The organism is Achromobacter sp. UBA2119 (assembly GCF_002331005.1).
In the GTDB taxonomy this organism is placed as follows: Bacteria; Pseudomonadota; Gammaproteobacteria; order Burkholderiales; family Burkholderiaceae_B; genus Achromobacter; species Achromobacter animicus.
The window spans coordinates 39,600-58,033 of record NZ_DCYD01000010.1; the positions used below are offsets into that span (position 1 = coordinate 39,600).

Consider the following 18,434-nt stretch of genomic DNA (forward strand, 5'->3'; position numbering starts at 1 on the left):
CAGGTTGAGGGTGGCGTTGGCTCGGGCGCCTCAGCCGTGGCGGCGCGCGGGGGCGCCGGTCCAATAGACGTTATCAGTGCGCAGGCGCTGCTCGACTTCGGCCAGCCGGTCCAGCACCGCGTCGCCGCCGAGGGCCGTCAGCCGTGCGATCAGGTGTTCGGCCAGCCCAAGCAGACCGGCGGTCGTGTGGAAGAACGAGCCCGGCCCCTGGCGCGCCGGCCTGGCTTGCACGCCATCGCGGCCGGACGGGGCAAAGCGCAGCGTGTGGCGGGCGTCTCCGGCAAGCGGCGACAGCGGGTCGTCGGTCAGCGCCACCACGGCCACGCCGCGCCGCGCGGCCTGGCGTGCCAGCGCCACGGTGGCGGCGGGATAGGGCGCCTGCGAGATGACGATCAGCGCATCGCCCGCGGTCAGGTTGTCGATCTGCTCGGCCGCCGCGCCGCCCAGCCCGTCGATCAGGACACTGTTGCGCCGCACGAGCTGATAGGCGTAGCGCATCTGGAATGCAATGCCGAAGGCCGAGCGCGTGCCCAGGAAACCGACCTGACGCGCGTCCAAAAGGGTTTGCACGGTGGCGTCGAACGTTGCGGGCGGGTTCAGCGCGCAGACCGAGGTGATGGCCTGGACCTGATACCCGGTCAATGCATCGTGGCCGGGTTCGGCGGACGCACCCGCCGCAGCCTGCAGGGCAGCGGCGCGGTCGCGCAGGCCCGGCTCGCCCTGTGCCGCCAGCGCCTGCTGGAACGGCTGGCGGAAATCCTCGTAGCTGCCATAGCCCAACGCGCGAGCCAGGCGCAACATCGTGGCGGGCGCCACGCCGAGCGTCTGCGCCTGCCGGCGCATCGACCAGAGTCCCACCTGCGCGGGATTCGCCACGACCCAGCGCGCCGCCCGCTGCAATTCGGGCGGCAGTTGTTCCAGCTTTGCCTGGAGGGTGGGGAGCAGGGAAGCGGGCAAGGACATGTTGGCAGGGGCGGATAAACGGTAAAAACATATGATAAATAAAACATCATGAACAAAACATATGTTTTTTGTTCGGGCCATCCAGCAGGCGGATGCCGCTCACAGCCCCCTGGCATAGCGGACACAGCATGCTGACAAGTCCTTTCATACTGCGGTCATCCTCGCCAAATCCGCGTTCATTTATTTACATCGTGCCCGGGTTTTTGTTTGACTCGAATAAATCGGGCGCATATGATTCGTGTAGAAATGATTTTGCCCGAACCATCTGTATCCATGACTGACGCCGCGAAAACCGAAACCACTCAGCAGTACGACCTGCGCATTTTGCGAGCCCTGCGCCGCATCACGCGTTCGATCGCGCTGCATTCGCGCCAGTTGTCCGCGGTCAGCCACATCACTGCGCCGCAGCTGATGTGCCTGCGCACCGTGATCGCCAACGGTCCGATGACCGCCACCGCGATCAGCCGCGAGATGCACGTCAGCCCCAGTACGGTGGTCGGCATCCTGGATCGCCTGGAAGACAAGGCGCTCATCCGCCGCGAGCGGGGCCGTGAAGACCGCCGCATCGTGTTCGTCACCGCCACCGAGGCGGGACAGGAATTGGCGCAAGGCGCGCCGTCGCCGCTGCAAAAGCATCTGGCTGACGCGCTCAATGCCTTGCCGGAATTGGAACAGGCCACCATCACCCTGTCCCTGGAGCGCATCGTGACGCTCATGGAACAGGACGGTCAGGCCGCAGTCGACACGCATGGAGACGTGTCGTCGCCCATCCTTGAAGTGCCCACGGGCGGGGCACCCCCAGAATCGGGAATCGTTGCATGAAGAAAAACGAACTGGACTCCCCCATACTCTCAAGTGCCGTGGCGCCGGCGGTCAGCGCGCAGACCCATACCATGCGTCTGCCCGACCGCAAAGACGGCGCCGCGATCCACCGCCTCATTTCCGAGTGCCCGCCGCTCGACCTGAATTCCCTCTACGCGTACCTGCTCCTGTGCGAGCACTTCCGCGACACCTGCGTCCTGGCTGAAAGCGCCGGGGGACGCATCAATGGTTTCATCTCCGCATATGTGGACCCGTCCCGCCCCGACGTCCTGTTCGTCTGGCAGGTTGCGGTGCACGCCCGCGCTCGCGGCCAACGCCTTGGCCGCGCCATGCTCCGGGAACTCTTGCAGCGCAAGGGCCTGGCGCATGTCCGCTATCTTGAAACCACGGTGGGGCCTGACAACCAGGCTTCGCGCCGCACCTTCGCCGGCCTGGCCGCCGAAGTAGGCGCCCACGTTTCCGAACAGCCGTTCTTCGACCGGCAACTCTTCGGCGGCGCGGACCATGACGACGAGATGCTGTTGAGGATAGGTTCGTTCGCCTTGCCGTCCCCGTAGGGGCGTCACAGGCCTGAAGGGCTTATCGAGTTACCGTGATGGTTCTAACTGTCCGGGTGCGCTTGCCGCACCTGGCGGGATCAGGCCGTCCGTCAATTAATGAGTTGAAAAGGGAGGATTAATCATGGACTTGAAGATCTTTGACCGCATGGAGTCTGAAGTGCGGGGCTACATCAGGTCGTTTCCCGTGATATTCAATCAGGCCCGTGGCTCGACGCTCATCGATGAAGATGGCGCCGAATACATCGACTTCTTCAGCGGCGCAGGCACGCTGAACTACGGCCACAACAATCCTGTTCTCAAGGAAAAGCTGCTGGAGTATGTGCAGGCGGACGGCGTCGTCCACGGCCTGGACATGGCCACCAGCGCGAAGAAGCGTTTCCTGGAGACGGTGGATCGCGTGCTGCTCAAGCCGCGCAACTGGCAGTACACGCTGCAATTCACCGGCCCGACCGGCACCAATGCCGTCGAAGCCGCGCTGAAGATCGCGCGCCAGGTCAAGGGCCGTCCCAACGTGATCTCGTTCACGCACGGCTTTCACGGCGTGAGCGGCGGCTCGTTGGCCGCCACGGCCAACATGAAGTTCCGTGACGCCGCCGGCTATGCGCTCGGCAACACGACCTTCATGCCCTACGACGGCTACTTCGGTCCGGACGTGGACACCATGGCGTACATGGAACGCATGCTGGAAGACCCGAGCAGCGGCATGGACAAGCCGGCCGCCGTCATCGTGGAAACGGTGCAGGGCGAAGGCGGCGTCAATGTGGCCACGCTGCGCTGGCTCAAAGAGCTGGAAAAACTGTGCAAGCGCCACGACATGCTGCTGATCGTGGACGACATCCAGGTCGGCTGCGGCCGCACCGGCACGTTCTTCAGCTTCGAAACCGCCGGCATCCGCCCCGACATCATCACGCTGTCCAAGTCGCTATCCGGCTTTGGCCTGCCGATGTCGCTGGTGCTGATGAAGCCCGAACTGGACATCTGGAAGCCCGGCGCACACAGCGGCACCTTCCGCGGCAACAACCTGGCGTTCGTCACCGCCACGCAGGCGCTGGAAACCTACTGGACCAACGCCGCATTCACGGCCGACATCCAGCGCAAGGAACGCCTGGTCGGCGACTGGCTTGAAAACCTGGTGCACAGCTATCCCAACGCCGGCCTGTCGGCGCGTGGCCGCGGCCTGATCCAGGGCCTCGTGTCCAACGGCAATCCGGCGCTGTCCAACCGCATCGCCCAATGCGCTTTCAAGAAGGGCGTCGTGATCGAAACGTCGGGCGCGCACGATGAAGTGCTGAAGTTGCTGCCCGCGCTGACGATCGAGGAAGACCTGCTGGCCAAGGGCCTGGATCTGATCGAGGCCAGCGTGGCCGAAGCGCTGGCCGATGAGGGGCAGTCTGCCCGCATCCTGAAATTTGGAGGAAAACGTCAATGATCGTACGTAATGTCAAAGATGTGATCGGCACCGCCGACGAAGTCCGCACCGACACCTGGGTCAGCCGCCGCGTGCTGCTGAAGAAGGATGGCATGGGCTTTTCATTCCACGAGACCACCATCTTCCCGGGCGGCCGCACGCACATCCACTACAAGAACCATCTTGAGGCGGTGTGGTGCATCGAGGGCGACGGTTCGATCGAGACCATTGCCGACGGCAAGAAATACGACCTGGGTCCCGGCGTGGTCTACGCGCTGAACGAAAACGACGAGCACTGGCTGTGCGGCGGCAAGGAGCCGCTGCGCGTCATCTGCGTCTTCAATCCGCCGCTGACCGGCCAGGAAGTGCACGACAAGGAAGGTGTCTACGCGCTGCCCGATGCGGTCGCGGCCTGATAAAAGGAGGTTCGCATGATCTCACCCGCGCAGGATCCGTACGCCTCCCGTACGGATCGCAGTTCCGCCATCATTTCCCGTCAGGACCCGGTCGTCTATGAAGACGGCAAGTACGCCAGCGCCCTGAGCGACGAGCAGGTCGGCCAGTACGACCGCAATGGCTTCCTGCTGCTGGAAAACCTGTTCACGGAGGCCGAGGTGCGTGCACTGTCGGCCGAGGTCGAGCGCATGACGCGCGACCCGTCCATCGTCCGCCGCGAAGAGGCCATCACCGAGCCGGGCAGCAACGCCGTGCGTTCCATCTTCATGGTGCATGTGCTCAATCCGATGCTGGCACGGCTGGTGCGCGATCCGCGCCTGGTCAACGTGGCACGTCAGATTCTCGGCTCCGAGGTCTACATCCACCAGTCGCGCGCCAATATGAAGCCGGGCTTCAAGGGCAAGGAGTTCTACTGGCACTCCGACTTTGAAACCTGGCACGTCGAGGACGGCATGCCGTCGATGCGTGCGCTCAGCTGCTCGGTGCTGCTGACCGACAACAACGAGTGCAACGGCCCGCTGATGCTGGTGCCCGGCTCGCATCGGCAGTTCATTTCGTGCGTCGGCGAGACGCCGAACGAGCACTACAAGCAGTCGCTGAAGAAACAGGAATACGGCGTGCCGGATCCGGTCAGCCTGCAATTGCTGGTGGAGCAGGGCGGCATCAGCACGATGACGGCCAAGGCCGGCTCGGTGGTGTTCTTCGACTGCAACACGATGCACGGCTCGAACAGCAACATCTCGCCGTGGCCCCGCGCCAATGTCTTCATGGTCTACAACAGCATGGAGAACACCCTGAACCCGCCCAAGTACGGGCTGACCCCGCGTCCCGAGCACATCGCGACGCGCAAGGGATTCAAGGCGGTCACGCCGCTGGACACCTTGAAGCTGGTCGGCGGCTGAGCAACCGCCACCTCATCTGGCCCGGGCTAGTCCCGGGCTTTTTTTGTCTCTTTCGGGCGGTCCGGCGCGCCGCATTTCTTGTATTCTCTGCGGCATTCGCCACTCGTTGAGCCATCGCCGCCATGTCCGCCCGCATCCTCAGCCTGCATATCTACCCCGTCAAATCCTGCGCGGGCATCGATCTGACCGAATCTCCCATCGATCGGGCGGGCCTTGCGCATGACCGGCGCTGGATGGTGGTGGACGCCGCGGGCCAGTTCATGACGCAACGGCAATGGCCGGCCATGGCGCTCATCCGCACGGCGCTCACTGCTGACGCGCTGCGGCTGTCGGCGCCTGGCATGGCTGACCTGGATATCGCGTTGGACGGATCGGGTCTGCACGGCGAGGCCCTCACGGTCGGCGTCTGGGCCGACACCACCAGGGCCCGGCGCGAAAGCGAAGCGGCCGCCCAATGGCTGACCCAGTTCCTGCAAACGCCGTGCGGCCTGCTCAAGGTGGACGCCGCGGCGCGCCGCGACGCCAAGCCCGACTGGGTGTCGCGCTGGGTCGATGCGCACCCGGACCTGGCCGACGCCTTCGTGGGCGAGCACTGCTTCGGGTTTGCCGACGGGTTCCCGCTGCTGATCGCCAACCAGGCGTCGCTGGACGACCTGAATGCCCGCCTGCAGGCCAAGGGCGCCGACCCCGTGCCCATGGACCGGTTCCGTCCCAATATTGTGGTCGAGGGCGAATGGGAAGCCTTCGAGGAAGACCACACCGCCATGATTTCGGCGGCCGGGGTGCGGATGGCGTTCGTCAAGCCGTGCACGCGTTGCTCGATTCCGGACATCGATCAGCGCACGGCCAAGCAGTACGAGGAACCGGGCCGTACGCTGGCGGGTTACCGCAATCTGGACATCGGCGTGGTGTTCGGCCAGAACGCCATCCTGGATGCGCCGGCGGGGGCGCGGCTCAAGGTGGGCGACGCCGTCGAGATCGAACTGGATTTCTGACGCGCCGCCCGAACGGGGCTGGGGGCTGGTCTGGACCCTGTGCCTTAAGCCCAGCCCGGCCGGAGCCTTACGGCGTGGAAAGCTTCAGGCCCACGAGGCCCAGCACGATCAACGCGACGCTGGCGATTCGAAGCCAGCTCGCCGACTCCCCGAACAGCACGATGCCGGCCACAAAGGCGCCAATCGTGCCGATACCCACCCACACGGCGTAGGCCGTGCCCAGCGGCAGGGTTTTCATGGCCAGGGCCAGCAGCCAAAAACTGACCAGCATGCCGCCCACCGTAACGATGGAGGGGCCAAGCCGGGTGAATCCGTGCGTGTATTTCAGGCCGACGGCCCAGACGATTTCAAATAGGCCAGCCAATACCAGGATGATCCAGGTCATTCACGACTCCCATGTTGCGTTGCCGGCAAGGCGCCGGCATAAATGGGGTCGTCCCCGGAAAACGCGCCAGCCGTTTGACTGTGCGCAGCAACGGGCCGTCCCGCTGCGGCAAAAATTATAGAATACCGGCTTTCGACGGCAAATCCGGATGCCGGGCATCAACCTTGCAACACTTCGCGGTCCGGGCCGCGAAACCAGGAATTTTTTATGCAACGCATCATGCTGCGGGCAAAGCTGCACCGCGTCACGGTCACCGAAGCCGACCTTCACTACGAAGGATCTTGCGGCATCGACGAAGACCTCCTCGACGCTGCCGGCATGCGCGAGTTCGAACGCATCGAACTCTACAACGTGACTAACGGTGAACGCTTCGACACCTACATCATCAAGGCGGCCCGCGGCAGCGGCGCCATCTCGCTGAACGGCGCGGCTGCGCGGCGGGCCCAGGTGGGCGACCTGCTCATCATCTGCACGTACGGCCCGATGTCCGAAGAAGATTCGGCCAAGCACAAGCCCCAGGTGGTGCTCGTGGACGACGCCAACCGCGTCAAGGAAATCCGCAAGTTCCCGGCATGACGCCGGGCCGGGCGGAGCGCCTTCCCGGCACAGCCGGATAGCGCTTCGTCGCCTCTGAACCGTTTCATCATGAGCTTCCAGGTCATCATCCAACCCAGCAAGCATCAATTCCCGGTCGAGCCCGGCCAGACCGTGCTCGACGCCGCGTTGGCGGCGGGCATCGTCCTGCCTTACAGCTGTCGCAACGGCGCGTGCTCCACCTGCAAGGGCAAAGTGGTGTCCGGGGAGTTCGACGCCGGCCAGTACCCCGCGCAGATCCTGTCGCCGGAAGAACTGGCCGACGGCTACACGCTGTTCTGCCAGGCCCGGCCGGAATCCGACCTCGTGGTCGAATCCACCGAGGTCCGACTGGCCAGCGACATCCAGATTCGCAAGCTGCCGTCGCGCGTCCAGACCATGGAACGCGTCGCGCCGGACGTCACGGTCCTCAAGCTGCAATTGCCGGCTTCCGAACAGTTCCGCTATTACGCGGGCCAGTACGTCGAAATCATCCTGAAGGACGGCCGCCGCCGCAGCTATTCGATGGCTGGCGCGCCGCACACCGGCAGCCCGCTGGAACTGCACATCCGGCACATGCCGGGAGGACTCTTCACCGATCACGTGTTCGGCGCCGGCGACACGCAGATGAAGGAACGCGAGATCCTGCGCCTGGAAGGGCCCTTCGGATCGTTCTTCCTGCGCGAAGACAGCGACAAGCCGATCGTTCTGCTGGCCAGCGGCACGGGCTTCGCGCCCGTCAAGGCGATCGTCGAACACATGATCCACAAGAACATCAACCGTCCGGTCGCGCTGTACTGGGGCGGCCGCCGTCCGCAAGACCTTTACATGGACGCGTTGGCGCAGTCCTGGTCCGCGCAACTGCCGAACTTCCGCTACGTGCCGGTGGTGTCCAATTCGCTGCAGGAAGACAACTGGACCGGCCGCACCGGCTTCGTCCACGAAGCCGTGATGCACGACATCGCGGATCTTTCCGGGCACCAGGTCTATGCCTGCGGCACGCCGCTGATGGTCGATGCGGCCCGCCGCGAGTTCAGCGCCCAGAACGGTCTGCCGCCGGAAGAGTTCTATGCGGACGCCTTCACGTCCGAGGCCGATCTGGCGAAGGCCGGGTCTTAAGTAATATGTTTTTTTATTACTTAGGCGGCGGCAAAGCGGCAAGGTAAACTGCTTTGGCAGCGGCCTGCCGGGGGTACGCGGACATCGGGTCCGCGCACGCAACCGGCATGCAAGGAGCGATGCGGGCATGAAAGTAGCGGTATTGGGTAGCGGCATTATCGGCATCTCCAGCGCCTGGTGGCTCAGCCAGGCGGGTCATGACGTCGTGGTCATAGACCGCTGCACCGGTGCCGCCCAGGAAACCAGCCTTGCCAATGGCGCGCAGATTTCCGTTTCCTACGCCGAGCCCTGGGCCAATCCCCAGGCGCCGATGAAGCTGCTCAAGTGGATGTTCCGCGACGACGCGCCGCTGCTGTTCCGTCCGCAACTGGACTGGCGGCAGTGGATGTGGGGCCTGGCATTCCTGCGCGAATGCCTGCCTGGCCGGCTGGCCCCCAACATCCGCGCCATGGTGCGCATGGCCGAATACAGCCGCGCCACCCTGCGCGGCATGCGCGCCGAACTCGGCATCCAGTACGACCACCTGGAACGCGGCATCCTGAATTTCTACCGCGATCCCCACGAATTCGAAAACTCCCAGCGTGCCGCCGGCCTGATGCGCGACTTCGGCGTCGAGCGCCGCGTCGTGAACACCGACGAAGTCATCGCCATCGAGCCCGCGCTGGCGCCGCATCGCGCCACGATCGTGGGCGGCGACTACACGCCCGAGGACGAAAGCGGGGACGTGCACCTCTTTACCGTCGCGCTGGCCGATCACTGCGCCCGCGCGGGCGTCGAATTCCAGTACAACACGCGTGCCACCCGGCTCTTGACGCAGGGCGGCGCGGTCACGGGCATCGAACTCATCCAGCCCGACGGCCGCTATGCCACGCTGTCGGCCGACGCCTATGTGGTCGCCATGGGCAGCTTCAGCCCCGCGATGCTGCGTCCCCTCGGCATTCCGTGCAACGTGTATCCGGCAAAGGGCTATTCGGCCACGTTCCCGGTGCGCAATCCGGGTGCGACTCCCACCGTCAGCCTGACGGACAGCAGCCACAAGATCGTCTTTTCGCGGCTGGGCGACCGGCTGCGCATGGCAGGCACGGCGGAACTTTCCGGCTATTCGCGCAGCCTGAATACCGGCCGTTGCGAGGCCCTGACCCGCCTCGCCAAAGAACTCTTTCCCGACGCGCTCGATTTCGAGCGCGTCAGCTATTGGTCGGGCCTGCGCCCGTCCACTCCCTCGAACGTGCCCATCATCGGCCGCAGCCGTATTCCGAATTTGTATATCAATACCGGACACGGTACGCTTGGCTGGACGATGGGTGTTGGCTCGGGCCGGGCATTGGCCGATCTGCTCAGTGGACGGCGGCCAGAACCGGAATTCCCTTTTCTTGGTCTGTGAACCTATGAAGAAACTGCAATTGGCGGGCGTTGCCCGCGCGATGTTCGCCAGCCGGCGTGCATGGGTGTTTGGCGCCGCGATGGCGATGGCCGGCGTGGCAAACGCCGCACCCGTCGAAATCCAGGTCTGGCACACCCTGACAGATGCAAACAAGGCCGAGTTCGAAAAGCTCGCCAAGCAATACAACAAGGAGCAGGACGACGTCAAAGTGACGCTGCGCGGCTTCGCGTCGCCGACCGCCCTGGAACAAGAGGCGGTGTCCGCGGTCAAGGCCAAGAAGGGCCCGAACCTGCTGCAACTGTCCGATAACCACTCGCCCGAAGTCGTGGCCCAGCACAAAGCCGTGCTGCCGCTCTACGAACTGCTGGCCAAGTATCCGATCAAGGACCTGAACTGGTTCGTGCCGGCCACCAGCAGCTTCACCCGCGACAGCAAGGGCCGCCTGCTGGCTTTCCCCTGGATGGCCGAAGTGCCGGTGATGTTCTACAACACCGCCGCCTATAAGAAGGCTGGTCTCGATCCCAACAAGCCGGCGCGCACCTGGACCGCGCTGCAGGCCGAACTCCTGAAGCTGCGCGACGTGGCCGATATCGACTGCCCCTACGCGTCCAGCGATCAGGTCGCGGTCCACCTCGAGAACCTGGCGCCGGTCAACAACCAGCTGTTCACCAGCAACAACAACGGCCTGGACGCGGTCACCAAGAAATCCGCCGCGCCTGCCATGCAGTTCGACACGCTGTACATGCGCCACATCTCGCTGATGGTCAGCTGGAAGCGCTCGCTGCTGTTTACGGCGTATTCCGGCGACAACGCCTCCGACAAGCTGTTCGCCAAGGGCGAATGCGCCGTGCTGACGGCCAATTCGGGCGCGCTCGGCCAGTTCCTCGCCACCAAGTCGCTGTCCTTCGGCGTCTCGCCGCTGCCGTACTACGAGCAAGCCACGAAGGAGGGCGGCAAGCCCTTCGTCAGCGGTTCGGCGCTGTGGGCGCTTGAAGGCCATCCGCAGGCCCAGGAAAAGGCCACCGCGCAGTTCCTGGCGTGGCTGTCCAAGCCGGTGGTCGCCGCCGAATGGCATCAGCGCACGGGTTACCTGCCGCTGACCGAAGCCGCCTTCCGTGCCTCGGACGTGTCGTTCTACAGCAAGATCCCGGGCGCGCAGGCGTTTGTGGCTTCGATGAGCGCCAAGCCCGTCCAGAACGCACGCGGTTTCCGCATGGCCAACTACGAGCGCATCGAACCCGTGCTGAACAAGGAACTCACCGATGCCTTCGATGGCAAGGTGCCTCCCGTTTCTGCGCTGAACAACGCCGCCGCGCAGGCGCGCACCATTGCCACGCAGCGCTGATCGCGCCGCATAGCGGCGCGCTCTCGCAGCGCCGCGCAGCAGAAGAAAGCCTGGTCTACGGACCAGGCTTTTTTGTTGTCCGGATTCGTCGCGCGCGCGGGGTGGATGAATCCATCCGTCCGTACATGCCAGTCTGGCGGCGCCTCCGGCGCTCGGCCACCATGCCGTTCAAGCGTGTCGCTTCCGATGCGCGCTTTGTTCGCGGTGAGGCATGGTACGAATCTTCTTTCTGGCGGCCGGGCTGTCTTGCCTGGGCGCATGCACGTGGTCGGGCCCGGGCTCAGGCCGAGACACAACCTCCTGGCAGGCGGCCAAGCCGTTCTCGCAAGGGTTCCGATTCGACTGGCAACTATCCGGCGATCCCGCCGTCGCGCCGCTGCAGGTCTTCGACGACGGGCGCGAGACCTGGCTGCAATTCCAGCCGGGCCAGCCGCTGCCGGCCATCTTCGGTGCGGGCGATGGCGGCGAACTCCCGTTGCCTTATGTGCGCCGCGACCCCTACGTCGTGGTCGCCGGTGCATGGAAAGCACTGAGCTTCCGCGGCGGCAGGCTGACTGCTTGGGCGCAGCGGGCGCATGGTGCGGGGGACATTCCGTCGCCCTTGACCCAATCCGCCTCGCGTATGGTGCAGACCCCGGCAACTGCCGTAGACGCATCGCAGCGTCCGCGGGCGGATTTCACCTCGCACACCAAGCTCGTCGATGACTCGGCTCCGCGCTCGGATGGGGGCGCGCTGGCCGGCACAGAAGCGTCGAGCCGTCACGCCGCGCAGTCCGCCACGCTTGCGGGCGCGACGTCCACCGACACGCACGATGGCGCGCAGGCTGCCCCGTTTCGGGCCGCGCCACCCGACGCCACGCTGCGCGCGGTGCTGGCGCGCTGGGCCGGCGCGTCGGGCTGGACGTTCGAACCACAGCATTGGGCCGTAGACGTCGATATCCCGCTGGCGGCCACGGCCGAATTCTCCGGCGACTTCAGAACGGCAGTGCGCGGGCTGCTCGGCGCCACCGAACTGGCCGACCGGCCGTTGCAGCCCTGCTTCTATGGCAACCGCGTCCTGCGCGTCGTGCCGCTTGCGCAATCGTGCTCACGGGCGGCCACGCCCAAAGGAGCCGCGGCATGAAGTTCCTTTCGTTTGCTTGCGCCACGCGCGTTCCGGCAACCAGAACGTTCGCCTGCACTGTGCTCTCGTGCGTACTCGCCGGCTGCTCGGTGTCCGAGCAGGTCACGATCATGCAACGCGCGGCCAGCGGCCGGCATGCGGACGCCGCCACCCGCCATCAGGCCTATGCCGACGGTTTGTCTGATCGGCAGGCGCGCATCGCCGCGCAGGAAGTCTCCACGCCTTGGCTGGCGGGCAAGCCGCAACCGCTCGCGCGGGAGGTCGCGCTGCCTCCCGCCCTACGTGAAAACGTCAAGACCACGCTCATGCTGGCTGACGACGCGGACCTTCCCACACTGGCGCAGCGCCTGACCGCCGCCACCGGCATCGCGGTGCGGGTGCGCCCCGACGCGCTGCTTCCCCCAGACCAATTCCTGCCGCGTCTTGCCGTCAGCGGCGCGGTGGCTCTCGCCGCACCGGCGCGCATTGAAGTGCGGGCGGATCCTCAGCCGCTCGCCGATCTGCTCGACGCGCTGGCCGCGCGCTTTTCGGTGCACTGGCGCTACGAACACAACGCGCTCGAGTTCTACCGCACCGAAACACGCGTCTTCGATCTGCGGGCCCTGACGCTCGCCAGCAAGGTCGACGTGCGCCTCGGCCGTTCAGGCAGCGCGGAAGGCGAGGGCTTCGAAAGCACCTCCAATACGACGCTGGCCGCAGGCGAACACAACGCGTTGGCCATCCTGCGCGCAAACGTTCTGCCTTTCCTCACTCGATCCGGCGTTATTGCAGAGCCGGTGGAAGGCGCAGCCACGCTGGTGGTCACCGATACGCCGGACGCGCTGGACCGGGTCGCACGCTATCTGGAACGCGAGAACAAGGCGTTGACCCGCCGTGTTCGCCTGCTTTTCGAGGAAATCACCTTTATCGCCAACACGGAAACTACGGGCGGACTCGACTGGAATGCCCTCTATGCAGCCGCAGGCGCTACGGCGCGGCTGGCCGTGCCAGGCGTGCCGGCCACCGGCGCAGGGTTGCTTCAAGCCGCCTCGGGCGCGGGACCATTCCAAGGCTCGCAGGCCATCGTGTCCGCCCTCAGTGCGATGGGCGCGGTCGTGCGGCACAGCAAGATCCCGGTTCTCACCTTGAACCGCCGGCCGGTCTCGCATGCCGTCAGGACTACGTTCTCCTACATTGATCGCGTGCAGAGCACTGCCATGCCCGGCATGACCGCCACTGGCGCGAACGGATCGCTGCCTGCCGTCTCGATCAGCCAAAAAGAAGAAACCGTCGGCTCGTTCCTGACCCTGGTGCCGGACATCCAGGAAGACGGGCAGATCCTGCTTTCCATCGCGTATGACAACGCGGTCGCGCAGCCCCTGAAAACAATCACCTTCGGCGAAAGCGCCAATCAGGTGCAAGTGCAGCAGATCACGGTCGATGGCAGCGGCACGGTACAGCAGATCGAACTGCGGCCGGGGCAGCCCATGATTGTGGCTGGCTTTGACCGCACGCAGGACCAGCACGATCGCCAACGGCTGGCGCCCGGACTGCCGCTGCTCGCGGGCGGCCTGGACCGAGCCGCCACTGAACGCCACACGACGCTGATCCTCGTGACGGCTCAGGTCGAGGAAGGGTACTGATCGTGAACCGGGCCCCTCAACTCCTGCTGATCGACTGCCCGGGCGCCGAACGAACGCTGGCGTTCGGCCTGCGCTGGTTCGCGCTTATCGGTTCCAACGTCCCCAAGCTCGCGCGGTCGCGCGGACGGCGCCTGCGGGCCACGCATTACGTCGTGGGCGGATCGCCCGCCATGGTCGCGGGCTATGGACGCACCCGCGCCGGACTCCGGGGCGCGCGATTCAAGCGCCGCGCCGGCGCACCGGCCGCGATGCCGCCGCAGTCGGCCGCGCAGTTGTTTGCCTTGCTGTACCCCGAGGGCGGTCATAGCCTGGTTCGGCTACCGGACGGGCGCCATTGGCTTGTCGCCGCGCACGGCGGCGCAGTCCTCTCGCAGACCGACCGGGTGTTCGGTTCGCTTGACGAAGCCCAGCAGGAACAGCGGGCGCTGCTCGCGCAGCGTCCGTCCCTCGCGGAGCGCGCGCCGGACCAGGTGTGGTCCGCGTTGATTCAGGCCGTGGATGCCGGCGCCGCGCTTACCGCGCTGCACTCGCGTTGGGCCGAGCTGCCCGTCGCATTGCGTCTCTTTCTGGCGTGCGTCGGGTTTGCCGCGGCAGCGCCGCCGCTATGGAACGCCGGCGCCAGCACGTTCTCGCAAAGACAGGCAGCGCCGCCACAGCCCGTTGCCGTTCGGGACCCGGTGGCCGATGCCTACGAAGCGATGTTGCGCGCCACCACAGTCCAGCCGCCGACGGAGCTGACGCGCCTGCTCGCAAGCGTGGCGGCGCTGCCGGTGCAGGTGCAGGGCTGGGCGTTGCGGCGCGCGCACTGCGACGCTGGCGCGCAGCATTGGAATTGCGCGGCCGTGTACGCCCGCGTTCACCCATTGGCCACGAATCATGGCCTGCACGCGTTGTTGCCAGCGGGCTGGCAGGTGTCGTTCAAGCCGCTCGAGGAAGCCACGCTGGCGTGGCGCCTGGCGTCCGAGCCGATCCGGATTGCCGACATGACGTTGCCTTCGTCGCTGCACGTCGACACGCGGGTGGCGGGCGGACTGCAAGGACTACGCCCAGCATTCGCTTCCGTCGCGCTGTCGCATTCCGTGCCGCTCCTGCCGCATGGGCAGCGCCAGCCTGCGGCCCAGCAACTGGCGGCCAGGCAGGCGAGCGCAGTGCAATCCAATCCCGCGCGGACGGGCATGCCCGTCGTGCGGCGGCGCAGTCTGGCCTTGCATGGGCCATTGCGGTCCATGGCGTTGATGCCGGGACCTGTATCCGCGGCACGCTGGTCGCGCCTTGTGGTGACCGTGCAGCCGCAACCGCGGCCCAGCCTCGTGGCCAGTGCGCTAGTCGCCGAATTGCAGGGAGAACTTTATGAACAGGAATGAGCTTTGCATCCCGCGCCGATGCGTAGCCCGGCGAACGCTTGCCGGTATTGCACTGAGCGCCGCGGCGCTATCGGCGGGCCATGCGCAAGGCGCGGATCCGGCGTCCGCGCCGCAACCTTGGCCCGAGGTGGAAACCGTACGCACGTTGCTGCGCGCGGACGCGGCGGCCGCGATGTCCGACTGCCAAATCCCGGGTCTTTGCACGATGAACGACGGGAAAGGCCCGATGGCGCCGCCCGCGGGACGCCCGGCGGACGACATACGCGTGACCGCAATCTTCGGCACAGCGAGCCGCTTGAACGTTGACATCGTCGTCAATGGCACGCTGCAGCGCTATCGGGCTGGCCGCGCCGATCCCGTGGCGGGAGGCAGCCTGGCCGCGCCGTATCGTCTGCTGGCCATCGACGGCGCCTGTGTCCGCGTGCAGCGCGACGGCCGCGATCAGACCGCGTGCCTTGACGCCGGGGGCGGACACCCATGATAACGCAGACCCAGCCCATCGCGGACACGTTCGTTCGCCCGCCCGAGCTGCATACGCCCGAAGACGTCGCTGGCATGGATCCCGCCTTTGTGCGCGCTCTGAGCCGTCAGTTTGATCTGGCTGCGCTGGCCGGACGCTTGTGCCCGGTCCTGCTCGAGGGCGGCCAAGCCGCGATCTTTGCCGTCAAGGAATACACCGTCGGCGATCAGATCGACGAGGTCGAGCGCATGGTGAAGGCGGCTGGCTATCGCATGGCAAGTCCCGCGCGATACGTCGTTCCGGCGCCGCTCCTGCTGATGATCGCGCGCGGCCAGTACACGGCGCCCAGCCCCGGGCGCTCAGCGCGAGCCAACCCGGCCGAACGCGCCTCGGCGCTCGCCGCCCTGTTTCTCGACATCGTCCGCTGGGGCGTGGTTCAAGGCGCCAGCGACGTCCACATCAACGTGGACCAGCGGCGTGACGCCAGCGAAATTCGCTACACCATCCACGGCGAGTACGTCGGCTCCGACCGTTTCGCCGGCCTTTCCAGCGCCACGCTGCTCGAAGTCCTTGCCGTGGCGTGGATGGACGTACGCGGCGGCAATGGCGCCGTGTTCGATCCGGCGCTCGAGCAGCAGGGGCGCATTTCGCTGACCGTGGACGCGGCGCCCATCGTGCTGCGCTGGGCGTCGCTAGCGGCGGACGCGGGGCCTTCCGTGTGCCTGCGGATCCTGCGGTTGGATGCAACCGTCAACGGCGACCTCCTGGCCTTGGGATACTTGCCTGGCCAGGCGGAAACCCTGTTGCGGGTGCGTGAGCGCGAGGGTGGGGCCATCGTGCTGGCGGGCGTGGTCGGTTCGGGCAAGTCCACCACCATCGCCGCGCTGATGCGCGGTATCGCGCCCACGCGCAAGGTCATCACGCTTGAAGACCCGGTGGAATACTACATTGGCAACGCGTTGCAGAACACGCTGACGGGCGCGCTGGCGGACGCGGCGTGGCCGACGCTGGATGCCAAGCTCAAGACCATCAAGCGCTCGGCGATGAACGACCTGCTGATCGGCGAGATCCGCGACACGCAGACCGGCCGCGCGTTCATGGATCTCGCCAGTTCTGGCGTCAGCCTGTACGCCACGACACACGCCGGATCGGCCGCGATGATTCCCGAGCGCCTGGCGTCCGACGCCATAGGCGTGTCACGCGAGTTTCTCGCGTCGCCCGGCATCCTGAAGCTTTTGATCTATCAGACGCTGCTGCCACGCCTGTGCCCCGGCTGCGCGTTGCCCGTCGATAGCCTGTGGTCGGGCGTCCACGCTCGGCATGCGCAAGCATGGGACTGGCGCGGCTGGGTGCTGGGGATGCAAGACGCGTTCGATCTGCACGCCGAGTCGCTCCGGGTCAGAAACGAAGCAGGCTGCCCCGCGTGCCGGCGCGATCACATGCCGGAATTGAACGGAACGGCGGGGCGCAGCGTTGCCGCCGAAATGATCGAACCCGATCGCGTGCCGGACTTTCTAGACCAAGTGCGTCAGCGCGACAACCACGCACTGAAGCAACAGTTCCAGCCTGCCACGCGTAGTGCGTGGCGAGACGCCGGCACGCGCGGCGCGCGGGCGCTGGATTGCGCGCTGTATCGGACGAGCCTGGGAGAGATCGATCCGCGCACGCTGTTGCGCCGGTTCGAATTGCCCATCGTGCCCAGCCTGCGCACGGGATCGGCCGCTCCGCTACAGCCCGCGGCGCTTGCGCAGGCCGGCACGGCCCTCTCTGATGGAGCGCACCATGGCTGATCTCGCGTTGCGGGCTTCGCGCGGGTCTCTGCGGTCAGCAGGTACACGCCAGCTGCGGCTGGACGCGCTGCGCTTTCGGCCGCAGCGCGCGGACTATTACGAATACCTGGCGGATGTCGTCGAAGGCACGCAAGGCCGAAAGAGCCTGCGCGACATCTTCGAGGACGACGCCAGCCGGTACGGGCCCGAGACGGTGCGCGGCCGCCTCTGTCAGCACTGGGCTGCCGCGTATCTGGGCGCCGGCGGAGACCTGGGCGTCGCGTGGTCCGACACGCTGCCGCACGACGAATGCCTGCTGCTCAGTTGCGTGCAGGAAGAAGGCGGCGATCTGCCCGCGGCGCTGCGCGATCTGGCGCGCGCCGTCCGCCTGGCGTCCGAGGCTTGGTCGGCATTGCTGTCGGCAGCCGCCACGGGCGTCGTTGCCGCCTTGGTGGCCTTCGCGTTGCTGTGCGCCATTCCGTTCTTCAGCGTGCCACGGCTGCACCAGGTCTTTCAGGCCGTGCCCGTCGAAGACTATGCGTCGCTCACGCGCGGGCTGTTCGCTTTGGCGGGCGGCTTGAAGCAGTGGCTTGCGCTGTGGGTCGTCCTGATATTTGGCGTGGTCATGCTCGCCCTCTGGTCGCTGGCGAACTTCACCGGCGATCTTCGCGCCGTGCTCGACCGTTGGCTGCTCTGGCGGCTGTATCGCGATTTCCAGGCCATCCGCTTTCTGTCGCTGCTGGCCGTGCTCATCCGGCAGCACGGCGCGGCCGACACGCGATTGCGCCGCGCGCTGGCCGTGCAGGCGCGCGACGCCTCGCCGTGGCTGCTCTCGCATCTGCACGCCATGCTTGGCCGCATCGACGCAGGCGCCCGCGGCGCGGAAATCTTCGGCACCGGACTGCTGGACTCCCAAACGTGGTGGTACATGGCGGACCTGATGGACGCGCTCGGCGTCGAGCCGGGCCTGGCCCGCGTGCGCCAGCGCGTCGAGGTCCGCCTGTTGGCCCGGGTGCGGCGCCAGGCGCTCGTGCTGCGCTGGTGCTTGCTGATTCTTTCCCTGGCCACGGTGCTGGGCATCACGCTGTGGCATTACGCGGTGATAGACGAGCTGCGCCAGGCACTGACCAATTTCTATGCCAGCCAGTAGTGCTCCGCGGGTTGGCGGCAACGGCGCGGCTCGC

18 protein-coding genes are annotated in these 18,434 nt (G+C 66.1%); 16 read left to right on the forward strand and 2 right to left on the reverse strand.

Annotated elements, in window-relative coordinates; genetic code table 11:
• Positions 1-30: 30 nt before the first annotated feature.
• On the reverse strand, positions 31-963 hold the full coding sequence (locus tag B3098_RS09700; RefSeq protein ID WP_286894752.1) for a MurR/RpiR family transcriptional regulator: 933 nt from the start codon (positions 961-963) through the stop codon (positions 31-33).
• Positions 964-1,236: 273 nt separating this feature from the next.
• On the opposite strand from B3098_RS09700, the gene B3098_RS09705 reads away from it, so the two are divergent.
• From B3098_RS09705 to B3098_RS09730, 6 genes are all read left to right on the forward strand, one after another.
• Positions 1,237-1,785: a MarR family winged helix-turn-helix transcriptional regulator gene (locus B3098_RS09705; RefSeq protein ID WP_246282994.1), complete on the forward strand. Its 549-nt coding sequence runs from the start codon at positions 1,237-1,239 to the stop codon at positions 1,783-1,785.
• Positions 1,782-2,342 carry a diaminobutyrate acetyltransferase gene (gene ectA, locus B3098_RS09710; protein WP_286894755.1) on the forward strand — a complete coding sequence of 187 codons (561 nt, stop codon included), beginning with the start codon at positions 1,782-1,784 and terminating at the stop codon, positions 2,340-2,342. Before B3098_RS09705 ends, ectA begins: the two co-directional genes overlap by 4 nt.
• Positions 2,343-2,466: 124 nt before the next feature.
• Positions 2,467-3,774: a diaminobutyrate--2-oxoglutarate transaminase gene (gene ectB / locus B3098_RS09715; protein ID WP_239214650.1), complete on the forward strand. Its 1,308-nt coding sequence runs from the start codon at positions 2,467-2,469 to the stop codon at positions 3,772-3,774.
• Entirely contained in the window at positions 3,771-4,169 is a 399-nt protein-coding gene (locus B3098_RS09720; protein ID WP_056571502.1) for an ectoine synthase, read from the forward strand. Before ectB ends, B3098_RS09720 begins: the two co-directional genes overlap by 4 nt.
• A 15-nt stretch (positions 4,170-4,184) precedes the next feature.
• Positions 4,185-5,111: an ectoine hydroxylase gene (gene thpD / locus B3098_RS09725; RefSeq protein ID WP_175184944.1), complete on the forward strand. Its 927-nt coding sequence runs from the start codon at positions 4,185-4,187 to the stop codon at positions 5,109-5,111.
• A 122-nt stretch (positions 5,112-5,233) separates the two neighbouring features.
• Positions 5,234-6,106 (forward strand): MOSC domain-containing protein, encoded by an 873-nt coding sequence (locus B3098_RS09730; protein WP_279974624.1) that lies wholly within the window; start codon positions 5,234-5,236, stop codon positions 6,104-6,106.
• Positions 6,107-6,173: 67 nt separating this feature from the next.
• On the opposite strand, the gene sugE is transcribed toward B3098_RS09730, so the two are convergent.
• Positions 6,174-6,491: a quaternary ammonium compound efflux SMR transporter SugE gene (sugE, locus tag B3098_RS09735; RefSeq protein WP_175125056.1), complete on the reverse strand. Its 318-nt coding sequence runs from the start codon at positions 6,489-6,491 to the stop codon at positions 6,174-6,176.
• 207 nt (positions 6,492-6,698) lie between these two features.
• Between sugE and panD the strand changes: the two genes are divergently transcribed.
• From panD to B3098_RS09785, 10 genes are all read left to right on the forward strand, one after another.
• Positions 6,699-7,067 (forward strand): aspartate 1-decarboxylase, encoded by a 369-nt coding sequence (panD, locus tag B3098_RS09740; RefSeq protein WP_039883066.1) that lies wholly within the window; start codon positions 6,699-6,701, stop codon positions 7,065-7,067.
• 69 nt (positions 7,068-7,136) lie between these two features.
• Positions 7,137-8,183, forward strand: a complete 1,047-nt coding sequence (locus B3098_RS09745) for a CDP-6-deoxy-delta-3,4-glucoseen reductase (protein WP_175139257.1) — start codon at positions 7,137-7,139, stop codon at positions 8,181-8,183.
• Positions 8,184-8,310: 127 nt separating this feature from the next.
• Positions 8,311-9,567: a D-amino acid dehydrogenase gene (locus tag B3098_RS09750; protein WP_279974621.1), complete on the forward strand. Its 1,257-nt coding sequence runs from the start codon at positions 8,311-8,313 to the stop codon at positions 9,565-9,567.
• A 4-nt stretch (positions 9,568-9,571) separates the two neighbouring features.
• Positions 9,572-10,912 carry an extracellular solute-binding protein gene (locus B3098_RS09755; protein ID WP_175125053.1) on the forward strand — a complete coding sequence of 447 codons (1,341 nt, stop codon included), beginning with the start codon at positions 9,572-9,574 and terminating at the stop codon, positions 10,910-10,912.
• Between the two features lie 211 nt (positions 10,913-11,123).
• Positions 11,124-12,035, forward strand: coding sequence for a TcpQ domain-containing protein (locus B3098_RS09760; protein WP_279974619.1), 912 nt, complete (start codon positions 11,124-11,126; stop codon positions 12,033-12,035).
• Positions 12,032-13,657: a hypothetical protein gene (locus B3098_RS09765; RefSeq protein ID WP_286894763.1), complete on the forward strand. Its 1,626-nt coding sequence runs from the start codon at positions 12,032-12,034 to the stop codon at positions 13,655-13,657. Before B3098_RS09760 ends, B3098_RS09765 begins: the two co-directional genes overlap by 4 nt.
• A gap of 2 nt (positions 13,658-13,659) precedes the next feature.
• Positions 13,660-15,021 (forward strand): hypothetical protein, encoded by a 1,362-nt coding sequence (locus B3098_RS09770; RefSeq protein WP_279974615.1) that lies wholly within the window; start codon positions 13,660-13,662, stop codon positions 15,019-15,021.
• A gap of 265 nt (positions 15,022-15,286) precedes the next feature.
• Complete coding sequence (locus tag B3098_RS09775; protein WP_254594231.1) at positions 15,287-15,502, forward strand: hypothetical protein; 216 nt, start codon at positions 15,287-15,289, stop codon at positions 15,500-15,502.
• On the forward strand, positions 15,499-17,271 hold the full coding sequence (locus B3098_RS09780; protein WP_286894768.1) for an ATPase, T2SS/T4P/T4SS family: 1,773 nt from the start codon (positions 15,499-15,501) through the stop codon (positions 17,269-17,271). The genes B3098_RS09775 and B3098_RS09780 overlap by 4 nt, the downstream gene beginning before the upstream one ends.
• Positions 17,264-18,400, forward strand: coding sequence for a general secretion pathway protein (locus B3098_RS09785; protein WP_286894771.1), 1,137 nt, complete (start codon positions 17,264-17,266; stop codon positions 18,398-18,400). Before B3098_RS09780 ends, B3098_RS09785 begins: the two co-directional genes overlap by 8 nt.
• The last annotated feature ends 34 nt before the right edge of the window (positions 18,401-18,434 follow it).